Genomic DNA, 17,816 nt, shown 5'->3' on the forward strand with positions numbered 1-17,816 from the left:
CCTGATTACTCCATCCAACCTCCGTTCCCTCCATGACTAAAGCGTACTTTGGCCTCCCTGAGGAGGTGCTATTCTGCAAACGCTGCGTGATCTCAAACCAACGGCCGAGTTCCTCGGTCGAGTTCAAGCACCGCCCCGATGAGAAGAAGGCGACCATCGGATTCGGGGACGACGGGGTGTGCGACGCCTGTCGTTATCATGACGTGAAGGAAGCCGAGATTGACTGGGGCCAGCGGGAGCAAGCGCTGATGAAGATGCTGGATCAGCACCGGCGGAGCGATGGGGGCTACGATGTGATCGTCCCGGGCAGCGGCGGAAAGGACAGCGCCTACACGTCGCATATCCTCAAATACAAATATGGGATGAATCCGCTGACCGTGACCTGGTCACCGCACAAATACACCGAGATCGGCTGGGAGAATTTCGAAAGTTGGATCCATGTGGGCGGGCTCGACAACATCCTGTTCACCCCGAACGGCCGGTTGCACCGCTACCTGACGCAACAGGCGTTCCTGAACCTGCTGCACCCGTTCCAGCCTTTCATTGTCGGCCAGCGGATCATCGGTCCGCTCATGGCCGCCAAGTTCGGGGTGAAGCTGGTGATGTACGGCGAGAACCAGGCCGAGTACGGGAATGCCGTGGCGGAGAACCGCAAGCCGACGATGGACCGCAAGTTCTTCTCGGTCGGCAATCCCGAGGACATGATCCTGGGCGGGCGGGTGGTCAAAGATATCGTCGCGGAGAAGCGCTTCACGTTGAATGATTTCGCGCCCTATATCGCGCCCGATGCGAGCTATCTCGAGGGGCGCGGCGTCGAGGTGCACTACCTGGGTTACTATCTGAAATGGGACCCCCAGGAGTGCTACTATTATGCAGTCGAGAATACGGGATTCCAGGCGAATTCCGAACGCACGGAAGGCACCTACTCGAAATACAGCAGCATCGATGATCAGATCGACATGTTCCATTACTTCACGACCCTGATAAAATTCGGGATCGGACGGGCCACCTACGATGCCGCGCAGGAGATTCGAAACCACAAGATCACGCGGGAGGAAGGCGTGAATCTCGTGAAAAAATACGACCAGGAGTTCCCGATGAAGTACTACAAGGAATTTCTCGCGTATCTCGACATCACGGAGGACCAATTCTGGGCGGCCGTGGACAAATTCCGCTCGCCCCACCTCTGGGTCAAGGAGGCGGGCGAGTGGAAGTTGAAGCATGCGGTCTGGCACGAGGCTAGCTCCGGGCAACGGCCGTGAGAAACCTCCGTTTAATCGCCCGGCTCGATATCAAGGGCCCCAACCTGATCAAGGGCATCCATCTGGAAGGGCTGCGGGTCATCGGGGTGCCCAACGTGTACGCCCTGAAATATTACGCCCAGGGAGTCGATGAGCTGATCTACATGGACTGCGTGGCCAGCCTCTATGGGCGCAATCACCTGGGGGAGATCGTGCGCGCGGCCGCCCAGGACATTTTTGTGCCGATGACGGTGGGTGGCGGGATCCGCTCGATCGCCGATGCGACGGAAATCCTGCGCTGCGGCGCGGACAAGGTGGCGATCAACACGGCGGCGGTGGCCAATCCGCAGTTGATCACCGACATCGCCCGTCGGTTTGGCAGCCAATGCATGGTGCTCTCCATCGAGGCGAAGCAGATCGGCCCGGACCGGTGGGAGGTGTACACCGCCAACGGCCGCGAGCGGACCGGCCTGGATGTCATTGAATGGGTCAAGCGCGGGGTGCGCATGGGGGCGGGGGAGATCCTGCTGACTTCGATCGACCGGGAAGGTACCCGCAAGGGATTCGACACCGCGCTGGTCAAGGCGGTGACCTCCGAAATTAACGTGCCGGTGATCGCCAGCGGTGGCATGGGTAAGCCGGAAGACTTGGTGAAAGTCGCCCGCGAAGGGGACGTTGATGCGGTCGCGATGGCGGACATCCTGCATTATAACCGTTCGGATCTGGTCAAAATCCGCGCCACGGCGCAGTCCGCCGGACTGGCTGTCCGACCCTATGAAATCGCCTGAAGTCACGATTATCGATTACGGCGTCGGCAATCTGCTGAGTGTGCAGCGCGGCTTCGAGCATTGCGGGGCGACGACCCGCATAACCGCCGAGGCGAGTCTCATTCTCGCGGCCGACCGGGTGGTCCTGCCCGGAGTGGGAGCCTTTGGCGACGCGATGATGGCGCTGGAGCAGCGTGGGTTGGTGGCCGTGGTCAAGGAGGTGGTCGCGCGGGGTATCCCGCTGCTGGGCATCTGCCTCGGGATGCAGATGCTCTTGGATGAGAGCGAGGAGTTCGGCCTGAGCACGGGGTTGGGGGTGATTCCCGGGCGCGTGGTCCCCGTGCCGGACCGGACGGTGGCGGGCGCAGCGCAAAAGATCCCGCATATTGGCTGGAACTCGCTGGTCACCGCGCCGGGTGGGGGCGGGTGGGGCGGCACCGTGCTGCAGGACATACGCGCCGGGGAAGCGACTTATTTTGTACACTCCTTCATGGCCGTGCCGCGTGATCCCGCGCATCGCTTGGCCGACTGTCTCTACGGCGGGCACGCCCTGCCGGCGGTCATCCGGCGTGATCGGATCACCGGTTGCCAATTTCATCCGGAGAAAAGCGGGCCGGTGGGCTTGAGAATTCTGCGGAATTTCATCGCCCAATGAGGATCCTGGCCTTGATTCCGGCGCGGGGGGGGTCGAAACGCCTGCCGGGAAAAAACCTGAAGCCCCTGGGCGGGAAGCCGATGATTGCCTGGTCGATTGACGCGGCCAAGGACATCGCCGAGGTCTGCGACATCTTAGTTTCCACCGATGATTCCGAAATTGCCGCGGTCAGCCGGCAGGCCGGCGCCATGGTGCCTTGGTTGCGGCCAGCGGAACTGGCAACGGACACGGCCACCTCGGTCGATGTGGCCCTGCACGCGCTGGACTGGTATGAGGCAAGTTGCGGGCCGGTGGGAGGATTGCTGCTGTTGCAGCCGACCTCGCCGTTCCGGACCGCGCGGACGATCCGCCAGGGCATCGAACTTTTCCGGCAGCGATCCGCGGAGCCGGTTTTGGCGGTGGCCAAGCCGCATCTGCACCCGCTCTGGGCGCTAAAAAGGGATGGTGATTATCTCCGGCGGTACTTGGCGGGTGACGGTCTGGAAACCCGGTCGCAGGACCTGCCGGAAGCTTTCTTCCCGACCGGCAGTCTCTATCTCATCGCGCCGGCGGTGCTGCGTGCGACGCGATCCTTTGTTGGCGCGCGGGTGGTGCCCTTGCTGATCGAGGCCCCTCATGAGGCCCTGGATGTCGATACCGAATGGGACTTCAAGATCGCCCAAATGGTGGCCGAGGAACTGCCCAAATGAGGCAGGCGGTGCATGGTTTCCCCTGGGGCCACCCGCGGGGCTGGGCCTTGGCCCACCGCCCGATGGGACGGTTGGGAGGGCCCAAGCCCCATTAAGGTTGTGCAAAGGCTCCGGCATATGATCGCGGGCAGCGGCTTGCTGAAACTGCTCAGCAGTGCGGGCCTTTATGGTATCGCCAACCTGGTGGGCGCACTCACCCCCCTGATCGTGCTGCCCGTGCTCAGCCGTTCGCTGTCGGCCGGCGACCTGGGCCGCTTTGCGCTGTACCAGTCCGCGTTGGCCCTGGCCCTGCCGGGAATTTCCATGGGGGTGCATGGCGCGGTGTCGCGCCAGTATCTCAATCGGGACACGATCGATTTCGCGCGTTATGTCAGCAGCCTGCTGGCCATTTCCCTCGCCGCCGGCACCGGCACGCTTGTGGTGCTCTGGATGATCGGGTTGTTCGCCCCGGGGGTGCTGGGCGGCAACGGGGTGGTTTTCCAGTATGCCGTGGTCTCCGCCATCGGCCTGTCGTTGCTGCAGGTGTTCCTGGCCATTGTGCAGATGAGGCAGAAGCATCTGCTTTACGCGGCGATCCAATGTTTGGTCACCGGCCTGTTGATCGCGGCGAGCATGGGTGCGGTGGCGGTCCGGCCCGACTGGCAATCCGTCCTGCGGGCGAACATGGCGGCCTACGGGGCCATCGGCCTGGTCGTGGCCGGCATCCTCTTCACCCAGAAGCTGGCGGCATGGCGGATTTCGAAAGAATACGCGGTGCACGCCTTGCGCTTCGGGGCGCCCCTCGTGCCGCATCTGCTGGCCGCGTCCGTCATCACCATGCTCGATCGCTTTTTCATCGCCCATTTCCACGGGGTTGAAGCGGTGGCGGCGTACGCCGTGGCCTATCAGGTGGCGGTGGCCTTGAATCTGGCTTGCTCTTCATTTGGCAATGCGTGGGCTCCGTGGCTGATGCACCAGCTACACGTCAGATCGGCCGGCACCGGTGCGAGGATCACCCGCTACCTGCTGGTCTATTTCGCGGGGGTCGTTGCCTTGGGCGGGGTGTTGTGGGCGGTCAGTCCGTGGATCATCGCCCTCGTGGGCGGGGATCGGTACAGCGCCGCGTATCACTGGATGCCGTGGCTCATCGCCGGCTTTGTCTTCAACGGGGTTTCCCGGGCCCTCGGCGTCATTCCCTTCTATCACGGACGCACGCTGGCCCTGGCGCTCGCGACGGTGGGTGGAGCCGGGACAAGCGTGGGCCTGAATGTGGTGCTGGTGCCCTCCCTGGGTGCGGCCGGCGCCGCGGTCGCCCAATGCCTGGGTTTTCTCGTCACGGCGGTGCTGACGGCCCGCCTGGCCGTGAGCCTGGAAAGTTTGCCGTGGGTCGCGGTGATCAAGTCAACCTTCACCCGCCCCTAGCATGTACCGGTACCTGGCTGCACTCAGCGGAATCCTGCTCGCGCTGCCGTTTAGTTTCCCGGCCCCGCCGGCGTATCTGCTGGCGCTCCTGGTCTTTCTTTGCGCGGTCGCCCTGCAGCCTGACACCCGGATACATGCTCCCGTCATTGCGGTCGTTTTCGGGCTGATTGCGACCGCGCTCCTGTCGAATGTGGAGGCGGTCCTGGCCGGACGCGCGGATCCGGTTCGCGCGCTTTACACGTCGGGTTATTTCATCCTGTTTCTCTACGGCTATTACGCCCGCCGGGTCCAGGTGCTGCTGCGGTATTACGCCTACGCGGTAACTCTGATCTCGCTCGCCATTGTCGGAGCATTTGTTGCCTCCGAGGCCTATCGGTATGGGACGTTGCTGTTCGTGGTGCCCACGATGCGGCTTTGGGGGGCGGAATTTTTCCCGGACTGGCCCAACTTCTTTGCTCTGGAACTGCTCCTGGGGGTTTACCTCAACTGGTTTTGGCGCCGACAGGTGGGGAGTACGGCGGTTTGCGTGGTGGGCGCGGTTTTGACCACGTCGCGTTTTGTGTGGCTGGCCCTGGCAATCATGGCGCTCATCGAGTTGCTGCGCCGGCGGGCCGTGGTTTTCTATTTCCTTCCTTTCGTCATCGCGGCGTACGGGGTGGCGGTCGCCGCCCCCCACTATCTGCCCGCCGCGGTGCAGGAGCGCTTGCAGGTGGTTTCTGACCGTACGGAAATCGCCTCGTCGGTGTTCCGGCTCTTTGCCCAAGCTCCCCTGCTGGGCAACGGCAGCGTGTTGCTGGATGCTTCAGTGGGGCACATGGGTTTCGAGTCATTTCACAACAGCTATTTCGACGTGCTGGTGAGGCACGGCTTGGTTGGATTGTTCTTCCTGGTCCTGCTGCTCTGCCCGTGGCGCGTCCGGTGGCGACACCTTCGCCATGGGGCCTGCCTGCCGGTGTTGGGTTTGTTTGTGATCGGGGCGTGCTTCCAGAATTTCCTGAAACACCCCCACCTGTTCATGTTGCTGGCGCTCATCATCAGCCGGCCGGATGCCACGCTGCCCCGTCGGGTCGCCCGGAAAAAACCCAAGCCACGGCCGGAAGGCGAGCCCCTGCCCGCCGGTTACCCTGACCTGGCAACAAGCGGGCGTGGCCATGGGTGATCCCTCCAGTTTGGGGCACCTGGTTGCGCCGTCCGGAGCCCGGCGGTCGCTGGGGGGGCTCGTCATGGACCATTCGGCCGATCTGTTTCAAGGGGAGCTCCACAAGAAGGTTTGTGGTGTGATTGCCTCCGCCTGTGTGCCCGACCCCATGGAGCGGTGCATCTACGAGAACCTCCTGTTCTTGAAATCAACCGAGGCCCGGGGGGCGACTGCGGCGATCAGCCAACTGCTCGCCGGCGGCGGGGCAACGGAGAGGCTCGAGCTGACGGCGATTCTCCAGCCGGCCGTGCCTGCGGAATTGCACGCGGGCATCGGCTGGCTGCCCACCGTGCCGACCCGACTCGTCGATCCCGGCGTGGTCAGGACTTTCGCGGTGAAGGCACTGGTGCACTGGGTTTTCCGGTGCTTCCGGCGAAAGCTCAGGCCGGGAGCCATGCTGCGGGCCTGGGTGGAGGTGAGTTTGAAAATGTATGGCCAGGAAATGGATCGGTCGGCGCCGGATATTCGCGTCTACCCGTTTCCGATCAGTCTCATGCGGCAGGTGCGTTTTCTGGCCAGCCTCCGTGGGCGGCGACTAACCTGGTCCTTCGAGGGCGTGCCTTATCGGCTGGCTGACTTCATCCGGGCGCTGCGCGGCAGGCTCACGGACCGCGGCCTGGCGCAGGCGGAGGCCTTCGGCTACCTCGCGCACGCCGACGAACTGGTCCGCGCCGGCATCACGACACTCTATACCAGTGATGAGTTTGAGGTGGGCGCGGTGGTCATGCATCAGCGACTGGGCGGGAGCGGGGTTCGCTCAGTGAACACCGCCCATGGCGTCGGCGGGTACTGTCCGCGCATTGCCTACACGGAATTCCGGGTAATCAGCCGGTCGCAGGCCGCCTTCTATCAAAGGGACAACCCGGCGATACGCTACACGCTCCGGGCCAATGCAAATCGGGCCCTCGTTCGCTTGCCGCCGGTGCCGGCCGGCCAGACGGGCCGGTCGGTCGTCTATATCCATCAGAATTGGGAGGAGCTCGGCTTCACCTTTGAAGCCGGCATCCAGCAGCGCATCTGTTCCGCATTGACGGAGGTCGCAAAAATCCCGGGGATTCGAATCTCCCTGAAGGTGCACCCGAATTCATCCAAGAAAACCTTGGCCGCCCTGCGGCGAGACTGGCCGGGGGCAATCCTGCGTGATTTTGCGGACCTGCCGGCGATCAAGCCGATTTTCATCATCATGAACTCGACCACTTACTTTGAGCTGGGTGAAGCGGGGCCCGTGTTGGCTTGCAAGGACCACACCCTTGCGCCGGAACTCTATTTCGGCGAAGGGCTCGACGCATTCACCCTTGATGCACTGCGCTCCCGGATAGCCGAACTGATGGATGACGAGGCCTGGGCCGGCGCCCTTGCCCGGCAAAAATTGCAACGCGCCGCGGAGCTGTGCCTATGAAAACCCTGCTCATCCGCCTCTACACTTGGTTTCAGCTGACCTTCTGCCACCGTTTTGCGGCCGTCGGCAAACAGCCCCGCATCGGGCCGCGCGTCTATGTGGCGCCGGACTCGGTCAGGCTGGGCGATTATTGCTTCGTGGGTCATGGCGGCTACCTGGCCGGGGCGATTGAAATCGGCCACTTCGTGATGCTGGCCGGACAGGTCGCGATTGTTGGGGGCGATCACCGGATTGATCGACCCACCGTGCCGATGATTTTCTCCGGACGCGAGGCGCCCCGGCGCACCATCATCGAGGATGATGTGTGGATCGGCCACGGGGCCACGGTGATGAGCGGGATCCGGATCGGGGAGGGATCTGTCATCGCCGCGGGCGCGGTGGTGACCAAGGATGTGGCCCCGTACTCGATCATGGCAGGGGTGCCGGCCCGGTTCATCCGGGCCCGTTTTGATCCGGCCGCGCAGACACAACATGCGGATCGTTTGCGCCAGTATCGGCTTGATGGGCTCCGCCCCGCTGCATGGCAGGGGGCGCCGACGCTGAAAAACCTACTGAAGGAGTAAATGCCGCCGCGGCAAAATCACGGTTCCGGCAACATAAAAGCTTGCGGCAACCACCGGCGCATCCAGTTCTAGGCACGGCGCTAACATATGTTTGAAAAACATGTACTCCTGATCACCGGCGGGACCGGATCCTTCGGCAATGCGGTTTTGCGCCGGTTCATCGAGACCAACGTGGCTGAAATCCGGGTGTTTTCCCGCGATGAGAAAAAACAGGACGACATGCGGCACCAGTACGGGTCGAAAAAGGTTAAGTTTTATATCGGTGATGTCCGCGAGCGAACGAGCCTGGACGATGCGATGGAAGGCGTGGACTACCTCTTTCACGCCGCTGCCCTGAAACAGGTGCCGTCGTGCGAGTTTTATCCGATGGAGGCCGTGCGCACCAACGTCAACGGGACCGACAACGTACTGCGTGCCGCGGTGGACCATGGGGTAAAAAAGGTCGTGGTCCTGAGCACCGACAAGGCCGCGTATCCGATCAACGCGATGGGCATCTCCAAGGCGATGATGGAAAAGGTGACCGCGGCCGCCTCCCGGGTGGCCAGCGCGCGGGGCGCCACCATCTGCCTGACCAGGTACGGCAACGTCATGGCCTCGCGCGGGTCCGTGATCCCGTTGTTTCTCGACCAGATTGCCCGGGGGCAACCGATGTCGATCACCGACCCGGAGATGACACGCTTCATGATGACCCTGGACGATGCCGTCGACCTGGTCATCCATGCGTTCACCCAGGCGCGTCCCGGCGATCTCTTCGTGCAGAAGGCGCCGGCGGCGACCATCGGCACGCTGGCGCAGGCGCTGAAGGAGCTGCTGGGCGCGACCAACCCCATCAGGGTGATCGGCACCCGGCATGGCGAGAAGCTGTACGAAACGCTGCTGACCCGGGAGGAACGCGCCAACGCGGAGGACCAAGGCGGTTATTTCCGCGTCGCCTCGGACAATCGGGATCTCAACTACAACCTCTATTTCTCGGAGGGCGACCGGCGGGTGCAGGCGCAGGAAGACTATCATTCGCACAACGCCGAACGTCTCGATGTCGCCGGCATGAAGGCCCTGCTGCTCAAGCTGCCCGAGGTGCGCGCGGCCATCGCGGCGCGCCAGGCCGGTGGCGCCTGAAGCGAAGGCATTCCGCGTGAAAACCGTCCTCGTCACCGGTGCGCAGGGATTCCTGGGCAAACATCTGGTTGAGGCCTTGCGGCGCAATCCCGACACGGAGGTGCTTGAGTTTCACCGGGGGATGGAGCTGGCCGCGCTGGCGGACGTGCTGCCGCGGGTCTCGGTCATCCATCATCTGGCGGGCGTGAACCGCCCGGCGGATCCGGGGGATTTCGCCACCGGCAACCACGGTCTGACGGCGGAGCTGTGTCGCCTGCTCACCAGCCTGAAGCACCGCCCGCTCATTGTTTACGCTTCCACCATCCAGGCCTTGCTGGACAACCCCTATGGGCGCAGCAAGCGGCAGGCGGAGGTGGAACTGGAGCGCTGGGCGGCCGACGAGGGCGGCCGGGCGGTTGTTTTTCGTCTGCCGAACGTCTTTGGCAAATGGTGCCGGCCGAACTACAATTCCGCGGTGGCCACCTTCTGCCACAACATCGCGCGGGATCTGCCGATCACCATCAGCGACCGGGCCCGTGAGCTCGAACTGGTGTATGTGGACGACGTGGTGGCGGCTTTCCTCGGGGCCCAGAGCCAGGCCATCGCACCCGGGCAGCATGCCGCCGGCTCGGTCCCGCGCACTTTCCGGGTCACCCTCGGCCGCATCGCGGATGCGCTGCAGGCCTTCCGCGCCATGCGCAGCACGCTGGTGGTACCCCGCATGGATGACGAATTTGACCGCCGCCTGTACGCGACCTATCTCAGTTACTTGGAGCAGGACGATTTTGCCTACGGCTTGCTGCCGCGCAGCGATCAGCGCGGCACGCTGGCTGAATTCGTCAAACAAGGCGGATTCGGGCAGATATTCGTCTCCCGCACCTTGCCCGGGGTCACCCGCGGCAACCACTACCACCACACGAAAACCGAGAAGTTTCTCGTCCTGGAAGGGGACGCCATCGTGCGCTTCCGGTCGCTGCTGGGAGGCGGCGTGATCGAGTATCCGGTCCATGGCCGGGACCTGCGGGTGGTGGACATACCCCCGGGGTACACCCATTCGATCGAGAATGTCGGCCGGACCGAACTGATCACCCTTTTCTGGGCCAGCGAGGTGTTTGATCCGGCCGCGCCCGACACCATTGCCTGCAACGTCCTGACCCCCTCCTCCCCATGAAAGTAATGACCGTCATCGGCACCCGCCCCGAAATCATCCGCCTGTCGCGCGTGATGGCGGCCTTGGACCGGTATTTCGACCATCAGGTCGTGCACACCGGCCAGAACTACGACTACGAGCTCAACCAGGTCTTTTTCGATGACATGGAAATCCGCAAGCCGGATCACTTCCTCGAGGCGGCGGGGGAGACCGCCGCCGTGACGATTGGCAACATCATTGCGCGCATGGACGGTCTGCTGGCGACCGCAAAGCCGGACGCGTTGCTCGTGCTGGGAGACACCAACAGCTGCCTCGCGGCCTATGCGGCAAAGCGCCGCAAGGTGCCCGTTTTCCACATGGAGGCCGGGAACCGCTGCTTCGACCAACGGGTGCCGGAAGAGATCAACCGTCGGGTGGTGGATCACATCTCGGACATCAATCTTTGCTACAGTGACATCGCCCGGGAATACCTGCTGCGGGAGGGCCTACCGCCGGACCGCGTGATCAAGACCGGCAGTCCGATGTGTGAGGTGCTGCACTTTTATCGCCCGAAGATTGAGGCTTCCTCCGTGCTAACACGTCTGAACCTGAGCGCGGGCGGGTACTATGTCGTCAGCGCCCACCGTGAGGAAAACGTGGACGTGCCGCGGCAGCTGGCCGCGCTCGCCGAAATCCTGAATGAACTGGCCGCCGCCGGTTCGCGCGTGATTGTCTCCGCCCATCCTCGCACCCGCAAGCGGCTCGACGAGGGCAAGGTGGTGCTGCACGAGCGGGTCGAGCTCTTGAAGCCGCTTGGGTTTACCGATTATGTGCAGCTGCAGCGCCATGCCATCGCGGTGCTCTCCGACAGCGGCACGATCAGCGAGGAGTCGTCGATCCTGAATTTTCCCGCCGTCAATATCCGCGAGGCTCACGAGCGGCCCGAGGCCATGGAAGAGGGCTCGGTCATGCTGACGGGGCTTTCGCCGGGGCGTGTGCGGGAGGCGCTGGTCATGCTCAAGGCCCAGCCACGGGGTGAGCCGCGCCTGCTGCGCCCGGTCGCCGACTACAGCATGCCGAATGTCTCGGAAAAGGTGGCGCGCATCATCCTGAGCTACACCGATTACGTGAACCGGAATGTCTGGAGAATCGACGCCAAACCATGAATCCGGGTGGCGTCCAGGTGATCCCCGGCGGCCTGCATCGCGACGCCAGGGGCGCAGTCCAGCATGTGAACGGGTTTTCGTTCAGCCAGGTGGACCGGTTTTATTGCATCGCGCCGGCGGTTTGCGGCGAGATCCGGGGTTGGGTCGGACACCAGCGGGATTGGAAATGGTTCTTTGTGGCGCGGGGTCGTTTCGACCTCGGCTACGTCAAGCCGCGCGTATGGCACGAGCCGGCGGAGGAGGACCGTCCCGTGGTTCTGGCGCTGGCGGATAACATGCCCCAGGTCGTGGCGGTGCCGCCGGGGCACTACACGGCCAGCCGGGCCTTGGAACCAGGTTCGGTTCTGCTGGTATTTTCCTCCGGCCGCATCGAAACGGCGTCCGAGGATGACCACCGCCAACCGCCCGGGGCTTGGCCATTGGCGTCCGGTTCGTGACAAAAAACACGTGCATGATGCATTGTCACCGCGTTGAATCGGCTCTCTCCCCTCTGGGAATGGAAACATGCAGCAAGCCGCCCACCCCCTCCGGATATTAATCATCACGCAGTGGTTCGATCCCGAACCGGCCGACGTCAAGGGTCTGCCCTTGGCGCGGGAACTGGCCAAGCGGGGGCATCAGGTGTCCGTCATCACCGGGTTTCCCAATTACCCGGGCGGAAAGGTCTATCCGGGATATCGGATTCGCGCCTGGCAGATCGAGCACCGGGACAATGTGCGGATCGTGCGCGTGCCCCTCTACCCCAGCCATGGGCAGAGCAAGCTCGGCCGGATCCTCAATTATGTGAGCTTCGCCGTTGCAGCCAGCACGCTCGGTCTGGTGCATGTCGACAGGCCAGACGTGGTCTATGTCTATCACCCGCCCGCGACGGTCGGAATTCCGGCCCTCATTGCGCGGGCCCTGTGGGGGGTCCGCTGGGTGATTGATATCCAGGACATGTGGCCCGAGGCGATCAGCGCCAGCGGCATGATCGGAAACCCGGGGATTCTGCGGGTGATAGGCGCCTTTGCCGGGTACATGAATCGCCAGGCGGATCGGGTCGTCGTTTTGTCGCCGGGATACAAGCGGCGGTTGGTGGAGCAGGGGATGCCGCCGGGGAAAATCGATGTGATACTTAATTGGAGCCGGCTGGATGGCGCGCCGCGCGCGACTGGCGGTCTTAAGCCCGAGGAAGCCGAGCAGATGGCCGGTAAGTTTGTGGTCTTGTTTGCGGGGAACATGGGGCCGGCCCAGGCGCTGGAAAGCGTGGTCGCCGCGGCACAGCTGTGCCGGGATGATCGGTCAATCGTGTTTGCCTTCGTTGGTTCCGGCATCGAGCTGCCTAAGCTGCGCGCCGCCGCGGCCGGCCTGCCCAATGTCCTCCTCCTTCCGCCGCGGCCTCCCCGCGAGATGCCGGCGCTGATGGCGAGGGCGGACTTGTTGCTGGTCCATCTGCGGGACAACGAACACTACGCCAGAACGATCCCCTCGAAGACGCAGGACTATCTGGCCGCGGGCCGGCCGATTCTCATGGCGGTAAGGGGCGATGCCGCCGATCTGATCACCCGGGCCGGCGCAGGTACGGTCTGTGCGCCCGAGAACCCGCAAGAGCTGGCGGCGGGGGTGCGCCAGATCGCGGCCCTGTCGGTCGCCGCGCGGGAAGAAATGGGCCGGGCCGCGCGGGCTTTCTACGAACAGCATTTGTCGTTGCATACGGGCGCGAACGCTTTCGAGTCGGTTTTCCACTCGATCCGGCGGCATTGAAAGTGATGCATGACACAATGATCTCCCCGCTCCCGACGGCCGCCGCGATGCTGGCGGTTTGGGCCACGTCCGCGGCCCTGACCTATGCCTATTATCGGGTGGCCTTGAAGGTAGGTCCCCTGGCGCTGCCGAATCATCGCAGCCTCCATCAAGTCCCTGTGCCCCGGGGCGGCGGGCTGGCGATCGCCACCACGGCGCTGCTGGCCTACGCGGTGTTGCTGGGCACCGGGGGTCTGGATGGCGCGCGGGCGATGATATACATCGGCGGGGGCTTGATCTTCGGCCTATTGGGCGCGATCGATGACCGGCTGGAGCTGTCGCAGAAGCTGCGTCTGGGGGTCCAGCTGATCATGGGGCTTTGGATCTACTCCTGGCTCGGTGGATTCGCCGGCTGGGCGGGCTCTGGCATGCCCCACGTGCTGGGCTGGATGGGGTACGGGCTGCTGCTCGTCGTGTGGGTCTGGCTCTTCAACGCCTTCAACTTTGTGGACGGGACCGATGGCATGGCGGCGGCGGCCACGGTTTATATCGCCGCCGTGATGGCGGCTGTGCTGGCGTTTGCCGGCCTGCACTCGACCGCCCTGGTTTTGTTTGTGCTCGCTGCGGCCAGTGGCGGATTTTTGCTCTTCAATGCGCCGCCCGCCCGGCTGTTCATGGGGGACGCAGGGAGTGCCTTCATCGGATACATCCTGGTTGCCGCCATGGTGGACTCGTGCCGCCAGAACGGGGACCTGGTCTGGATTTGGCTGATCTGCACCGGCTTTTACCTGTGCGACACCACCATCACGACTTCGACCCGCGCCTTGCGCACCCCGCGCTTTTGGGAAGGGCACCGCAGTCATGCCTACCAGAATCTCGCCCGCGTCTGGCACAGCCACGCCAAGGTGCTGGGTCTGGCCCAGATCATCAACTTGCTGTGGCTTTTGCCGTGGGTGGTCGTGGCGATGAAGCTGCCCGGATCCGGCCCGCTGATCACCCTCGTGGCCCTGCTGCCGCTGGCCGTTTTCAGCCTGAAGTTTGGCCCGCTTTACCAGGACAAATAACATGCCAAGACACCAGCACGGCATCGCGGTTTGGGGGCTCGGCCGGCATGCGATAAACAATGTCCTGCCGGCCGTTGCCGCCGGTCCGGGATTCCAGCTGGCGGGGGTTTGTTCGCGCAATCAGGCCGTCGGCGCGGAAGTGGCGCAGCGTTTTCATTGCGCTGCTTGGAACGACGCGGCGGCGATGTTGGCCGACCCGAGGGTGGAGGTCGTGTATATCTGCACGCCGGTGGGGGTGCATCTGACGCATGCGTTGCAAGCGCTCGAGGCGGGCAAGCACGTGATTTGTGAAAAATCCCTGGTCTGCGCTCCCGCCGACGCGGAGCGGCTCATCCGGGCGGCCGATGAGCGAGGGCTGGTCCTTTGCGAAGCGCTCATGTTTTTGCATCACCCCCGCACCGTCGAGTTGCTTGCCTTCCTGGCTCAAAACATGGGCGGCACCGTCCGCTCAATTTCCGCTGACTTTCTGCTGCCTCGGTTGGAATCGCCCGGTTATCGCGCTTCGAAGGCCTTGGGTGGGGGCGCCTTTTGGGACGTGGCCTGTTATCCTGTGGCGCTGGCGACCGCGGTCATGCAGGCTGCCGGCGCCGTGGCCCACGCGTCGTTTGCCGTGGACGTGGACACGGGGGTGGATTGCTCGGGTTCGGCGCGGCTGACCTGGTCCTCGGGTGCGTCCGCCCAGTTGAACTGGGGCTACGGGTTTGCGTACCGCAACCATGCCGTGATCGTGGGGGTCTCGCATGTGGTCGAAATTGGGCGGGTGTTCACCAAAGGAAACGAGGCATTGGATTTCGCGATATATGACTCCCGGGGGCAATTGCTGGAGCGCCGGGTGTCCCCCAGCGCCAACAGCTTTGCCTGCCTGTTGGAAGATGTCCGCCGGGCCGTGGACGATCCGGCGGGGCGCCGCGCGTTGTATGCCCGGGCGATGACGCAGGCCGACACCATGGCGGGAATCCGGCGGCACAGCACCCCGAATTCTCCGGTAAGCGGTCTCGACAGCCAGGACAAATAAGGGCCCGATCGAAGGCTGTCACCAGATGAAACCTATACGAGTCGGATTTGCGGGATGTCACGTGCTGAGCTGGTTCTGCCTCAGGACTGTCGCGGAGCTTTGCCGGGGCTCGGGTGATACCCTGGCCGGGGTCTTCAACCTGCCGCCCGAGGTCGGCCAGAAGCACTCGGCGTATGTTGAGTTCGATGCGCTGGAGCGGGAGTACGGTTTTCCGCACCACCGGGTGCGTGACTTGGCGGAGCCGCCGACGCTGCAGGTCCTGCGCGAGTTGAACCTGGATGTGCTCTTTATCATCGGCTGGCACAAGATCGTGCCGCAGGAGGTGATTGACTCCGCGCGATTTTGTCTGGGCATGCACACCTCCCTGCTGCCGGCGGATCGTGGCAGTTCCCCCGTCAACTGGGCTTTGATCCGGGGTGACCGCCGGGGGGGCATCACCTTTTTTCACCTGACGACCGGGGTGGACTCGGGGGATGTTCTGGCCCAGCGCGGTTTCCGGATTCACCGGCGCGATACCTGCCGCGAGGTCCATCAACGGGCCACCACGGCGGCCATCCGGATGTTGCGTGCGGAATGGCCCTTGATCCGGGCAGGCGTGCCGCCCCGGCTGCCGCAAAACGAGGCGCTGGCGACCTACAATCCCAGGCGCAGGGCGGCCGACGGCCTCATCAACTGGCAGGCCCCGGCGGAAGAAATTGACCGCTGGGTGCGGGCGCTCACCAGCCCCTATCCAGGGGCATTCACCCATTTTCGGGGGCGGAAATTGTTCATCTGGGAGGCCAAGCCAGCCAAGGGTGCGACGGCGCAAGCGCCGGGCACCATTGTCCGGGTCGGCGAAACGATCCACGTCGCTACCGGGCGGGGACTCCTGGAACTCAAGCGCCTCCAGTTCGAAGGTGAGCCGGAATCTCCGGCGCATTTGTTTGCGGCGGTCCATTCGCCCGAGCCCGGCTCGCGCCTCGCCTGAACGCATATCCAGTCTCGCTTTTCCGCGGCCGGCAAACTTAACCTCCCCCCCCTTATGGAACATTGGAAGAACATCACCATCGATGATCCGGCGCTCTGGCCGACGGACCATCTCATCAAACTGGACAGCGCGCATGTGGACGCGCGCGGTTCCATCCAGTGCCTGGTGAATTTCCCGGTCAAAAACATCTCCTTGATCACGTCACGCAAGGGCACCGTGCGTTCCAATCACTACCACAAGACGGATTGGCACTACATGTACGTGCTTTCGGGGCGCTTCGATTATTGTTACCGACCGACCGGGAGCGCCGCGCAGCCCACCAAGGTGACCCTGGGTGCGGGCGAGATGGTCTTTACCCCGCCGATGGAAGACCATGCGACGCTCTTCCACGAGGACACGACCCTGATTGTGATGAGCCGCAATCCCCGTGATCAGGAAGCTTACGAAAGTGATGTCGTGCGCGTGCAGTTGGTCGATCCGGCAACGTTCACGGTGAAATGAAGACGGACGTTTACAAGAAAACCAACTGCCGGCTGTGTGACTCCCCAGACCTGGAATGCGTGATCAAGCTGGCGCCCACGCCGCCCGGGAACCACTTCGTGGCCCGGGAGCAGTTGGGCCGTCCGCAGGCGAGCTACCCCCTGGAGGTGGATTTCTGCCGGCAGTGCCACCACCTGCAGCTGGGCCACGTGGTTGATCCGGGGATACTCTACCAACAGAACTATTCGTATGTATCGGGCACGTCGCCGGTCTTTGTGGACCATCTGGCCCGCTACGCGGATTACATCCTGGACCGTTACGCCATCCCGTCATCCGGCCTCATTGTCGATATCGGCTCGAACGACGGCACGGCGCTCGGATTCTTCCAGCGGAAGGGTCACCGGGTGGTGGGCGTTGATCCGGCCATCGAGATTGTGGCGCGAGCCAACGAGAACGGCATCGAGACGGTGTGTGATTTCTTCGGCGAAGCCGTGGCGCGGCCCTGCGTGGAAAAATACGGGAAAGCGGCGCTGATCAATTCCCACAATGCCTGCGCCCACATTGATGATCTCGCGGGCGTTTTCCGGGGTGTGGGCCAGTGGCTGGCGGACGACGGCCTGTTCGTCGTCGAAGTCGGATATCTGGGGGATATCGTGCGGAATGCGTGGTTTGACACGATCTATCACGAGCATGTCGATTTTCACAGCATCAAGCCGTTGGTGCTGTTTGCGCCCCGCGTGGGCATGGAGGTGATTGCGGTCCAGGGCATCAGCCCGCAGGGCGGTTCCATCCGGGTGGTGTTCCAGAAATTGGGCGGACCCCGGAAGGTGGAGGAGTCGGTGGCGGCCATGGTGCGGCAGGAACAGCAGGCCGGCCTCCACGACGCGGAGACCTACCGGCGATTTGGTGTCCGGATTGATGCCATCGGCCGCGAGCTGGCCGGCCTGGTGCGAAAACTGAAGGAAGAGGGGGCCACGATCGCGGGCTTCGGGGCGCCGACGAAAGCGACCACGTTGCTTTCCCATTTCCAGCTGGGCGGGCTGCTGGACTTTCTGGTCGACGAGAATCCGTTGAAGCAGAACCTCTACAGCCCCGGCCATCACATCCCCGTCGTTTCGGCGCAGGAGCTTTACCGGCGGAAACCCGACTATCTGCTGATCCTGGCGTGGAATTTTGCCGAGAACATCATGGAACGGCACCGGGCGTTTCGTGACCACGGCGGACGGTTTATCCTGCCGATGCCGACCCCCAAGGTGTGCGACTGA

At 63.5% G+C, this 17,816-nt stretch carries 18 protein-coding genes; all 18 read left to right on the forward strand.

Features of this window, described 5'->3' with window-relative positions:
- Positions 1-32: 32 nt before the first annotated feature.
- The 18 genes from Verru16B_RS10175 (at position 33) to Verru16B_RS10260 (ending at position 17,816) form a co-directional block, all read left to right on the forward strand.
- Positions 33-1,262 (forward strand): N-acetyl sugar amidotransferase, encoded by a 1,230-nt coding sequence (locus Verru16B_RS10175; protein ID WP_069962183.1) that lies wholly within the window; start codon positions 33-35, stop codon positions 1,260-1,262.
- Complete coding sequence (hisF, locus tag Verru16B_RS10180; RefSeq protein ID WP_069962184.1) at positions 1,259-2,029, forward strand: imidazole glycerol phosphate synthase subunit HisF; 771 nt, start codon at positions 1,259-1,261, stop codon at positions 2,027-2,029. The genes Verru16B_RS10175 and hisF overlap by 4 nt, the downstream gene beginning before the upstream one ends.
- The gene (gene hisH / locus Verru16B_RS10185; protein WP_069962185.1) at positions 2,016-2,663 is read left to right on the forward strand and encodes an imidazole glycerol phosphate synthase subunit HisH; all 648 of its coding nucleotides are present in this window, start codon (positions 2,016-2,018) and stop codon (positions 2,661-2,663) included. The genes hisF and hisH overlap by 14 nt, the downstream gene beginning before the upstream one ends.
- On the forward strand, positions 2,660-3,352 hold the full coding sequence (locus tag Verru16B_RS10190; protein ID WP_069962186.1) for an acylneuraminate cytidylyltransferase family protein: 693 nt from the start codon (positions 2,660-2,662) through the stop codon (positions 3,350-3,352). The genes hisH and Verru16B_RS10190 overlap by 4 nt, the downstream gene beginning before the upstream one ends.
- A gap of 117 nt (positions 3,353-3,469) precedes the next feature.
- Positions 3,470-4,753 carry a lipopolysaccharide biosynthesis protein gene (locus Verru16B_RS10195; RefSeq protein ID WP_069962187.1) on the forward strand — a complete coding sequence of 428 codons (1,284 nt, stop codon included), beginning with the start codon at positions 3,470-3,472 and terminating at the stop codon, positions 4,751-4,753.
- 1 nt (position 4,754) lies between these two features.
- Positions 4,755-5,912: an O-antigen ligase family protein gene (locus Verru16B_RS10200; protein ID WP_069962188.1), complete on the forward strand. Its 1,158-nt coding sequence runs from the start codon at positions 4,755-4,757 to the stop codon at positions 5,910-5,912.
- Positions 5,905-7,350: a hypothetical protein gene (locus Verru16B_RS10205; RefSeq protein WP_069962189.1), complete on the forward strand. Its 1,446-nt coding sequence runs from the start codon at positions 5,905-5,907 to the stop codon at positions 7,348-7,350. The genes Verru16B_RS10200 and Verru16B_RS10205 overlap by 8 nt, the downstream gene beginning before the upstream one ends.
- Positions 7,347-7,913 (forward strand): acyltransferase, encoded by a 567-nt coding sequence (locus Verru16B_RS10210; RefSeq protein WP_083270262.1) that lies wholly within the window; start codon positions 7,347-7,349, stop codon positions 7,911-7,913. Before Verru16B_RS10205 ends, Verru16B_RS10210 begins: the two co-directional genes overlap by 4 nt.
- An 87-nt stretch (positions 7,914-8,000) precedes the next feature.
- Entirely contained in the window at positions 8,001-9,029 is a 1,029-nt protein-coding gene (locus Verru16B_RS10215) for a polysaccharide biosynthesis protein (RefSeq protein ID WP_069962190.1), read from the forward strand.
- A gap of 16 nt (positions 9,030-9,045) precedes the next feature.
- The gene (locus tag Verru16B_RS10220; RefSeq protein WP_069963704.1) at positions 9,046-10,179 is read left to right on the forward strand and encodes a polysaccharide biosynthesis C-terminal domain-containing protein; all 1,134 of its coding nucleotides are present in this window, start codon (positions 9,046-9,048) and stop codon (positions 10,177-10,179) included.
- A gap of 5 nt (positions 10,180-10,184) precedes the next feature.
- Positions 10,185-11,303, forward strand: coding sequence for a non-hydrolyzing UDP-N-acetylglucosamine 2-epimerase (gene wecB / locus Verru16B_RS10225; protein WP_069962191.1), 1,119 nt, complete (start codon positions 10,185-10,187; stop codon positions 11,301-11,303).
- Positions 11,300-11,740 carry a hypothetical protein gene (locus Verru16B_RS10230; protein WP_069962192.1) on the forward strand — a complete coding sequence of 147 codons (441 nt, stop codon included), beginning with the start codon at positions 11,300-11,302 and terminating at the stop codon, positions 11,738-11,740. Before wecB ends, Verru16B_RS10230 begins: the two co-directional genes overlap by 4 nt.
- A 67-nt stretch (positions 11,741-11,807) precedes the next feature.
- On the forward strand, positions 11,808-13,046 hold the full coding sequence (locus Verru16B_RS10235) for a glycosyltransferase family 4 protein (RefSeq protein WP_069962193.1): 1,239 nt from the start codon (positions 11,808-11,810) through the stop codon (positions 13,044-13,046).
- A 17-nt stretch (positions 13,047-13,063) separates the two neighbouring features.
- Positions 13,064-14,089, forward strand: a complete 1,026-nt coding sequence (locus tag Verru16B_RS10240; protein WP_157772376.1) for an MraY family glycosyltransferase — start codon at positions 13,064-13,066, stop codon at positions 14,087-14,089.
- A complete protein-coding gene (locus tag Verru16B_RS10245) occupies positions 14,064-15,104 on the forward strand; it encodes a Gfo/Idh/MocA family protein (RefSeq protein ID WP_157772377.1) in 1,041 nt (346 codons plus the stop codon). Before Verru16B_RS10240 ends, Verru16B_RS10245 begins: the two co-directional genes overlap by 26 nt.
- Before the next feature lie 25 nt (positions 15,105-15,129).
- The gene (locus tag Verru16B_RS10250; RefSeq protein WP_083270264.1) at positions 15,130-16,071 is read left to right on the forward strand and encodes a methionyl-tRNA formyltransferase; all 942 of its coding nucleotides are present in this window, start codon (positions 15,130-15,132) and stop codon (positions 16,069-16,071) included.
- Between the two features lie 54 nt (positions 16,072-16,125).
- Complete coding sequence (locus Verru16B_RS10255) at positions 16,126-16,572, forward strand: cupin domain-containing protein (RefSeq protein WP_069962196.1); 447 nt, start codon at positions 16,126-16,128, stop codon at positions 16,570-16,572.
- Complete coding sequence (locus Verru16B_RS10260) at positions 16,569-17,816, forward strand: class I SAM-dependent methyltransferase (protein WP_069962197.1); 1,248 nt, start codon at positions 16,569-16,571, stop codon at positions 17,814-17,816. The genes Verru16B_RS10255 and Verru16B_RS10260 overlap by 4 nt, the downstream gene beginning before the upstream one ends.

The sequence above is a fragment of the Lacunisphaera limnophila genome (genome assembly GCF_001746835.1).
Lineage (GTDB): Bacteria > Verrucomicrobiota > Verrucomicrobiia > Opitutales > Opitutaceae > Lacunisphaera > Lacunisphaera limnophila.

Excerpts from the sequence above, each read along its gene's own strand:
- Verru16B_RS10255 (WP_069962196.1), top strand. The coding sequence starts at position 16,126 with ATGGAACATTGGAAGAACATCACCATCGATGATCCGGCGCTCTGGCCG.
- wecB (WP_069962191.1), top strand. The coding sequence starts at position 10,185 with ATGACCGTCATCGGCACCCGCCCCGAAATCATCCGCCTGTCGCGCGTG.
- Verru16B_RS10175 (WP_069962183.1), top strand. The coding sequence starts at position 33 with ATGACTAAAGCGTACTTTGGCCTCCCTGAGGAGGTGCTATTCTGCAAA.
- Verru16B_RS10205 (WP_069962189.1), top strand. The coding sequence starts at position 5,905 with ATGGGTGATCCCTCCAGTTTGGGGCACCTGGTTGCGCCGTCCGGAGCC.
- Verru16B_RS10250 (WP_083270264.1), top strand. The coding sequence starts at position 15,130 with ATGAAACCTATACGAGTCGGATTTGCGGGATGTCACGTGCTGAGCTGG.
- Verru16B_RS10230 (WP_069962192.1), top strand. The coding sequence starts at position 11,300 with ATGAATCCGGGTGGCGTCCAGGTGATCCCCGGCGGCCTGCATCGCGAC.
- Verru16B_RS10200 (WP_069962188.1), top strand. The coding sequence starts at position 4,755 with ATGTACCGGTACCTGGCTGCACTCAGCGGAATCCTGCTCGCGCTGCCG.
- Verru16B_RS10215 (WP_069962190.1), top strand. The coding sequence starts at position 8,001 with ATGTTTGAAAAACATGTACTCCTGATCACCGGCGGGACCGGATCCTTC.
- Verru16B_RS10195 (WP_069962187.1), top strand. The coding sequence starts at position 3,470 with ATGATCGCGGGCAGCGGCTTGCTGAAACTGCTCAGCAGTGCGGGCCTT.
- Verru16B_RS10210 (WP_083270262.1), top strand. The coding sequence starts at position 7,347 with ATGAAAACCCTGCTCATCCGCCTCTACACTTGGTTTCAGCTGACCTTC.
- Verru16B_RS10260 (WP_069962197.1), top strand. The coding sequence starts at position 16,569 with ATGAAGACGGACGTTTACAAGAAAACCAACTGCCGGCTGTGTGACTCC.
- Verru16B_RS10190 (WP_069962186.1), top strand. The coding sequence starts at position 2,660 with ATGAGGATCCTGGCCTTGATTCCGGCGCGGGGGGGGTCGAAACGCCTG.
- hisH (WP_069962185.1), top strand. The coding sequence starts at position 2,016 with ATGAAATCGCCTGAAGTCACGATTATCGATTACGGCGTCGGCAATCTG.
- Verru16B_RS10235 (WP_069962193.1), top strand. The coding sequence starts at position 11,808 with ATGCAGCAAGCCGCCCACCCCCTCCGGATATTAATCATCACGCAGTGG.
- Verru16B_RS10240 (WP_157772376.1), top strand. The coding sequence starts at position 13,064 with ATGATCTCCCCGCTCCCGACGGCCGCCGCGATGCTGGCGGTTTGGGCC.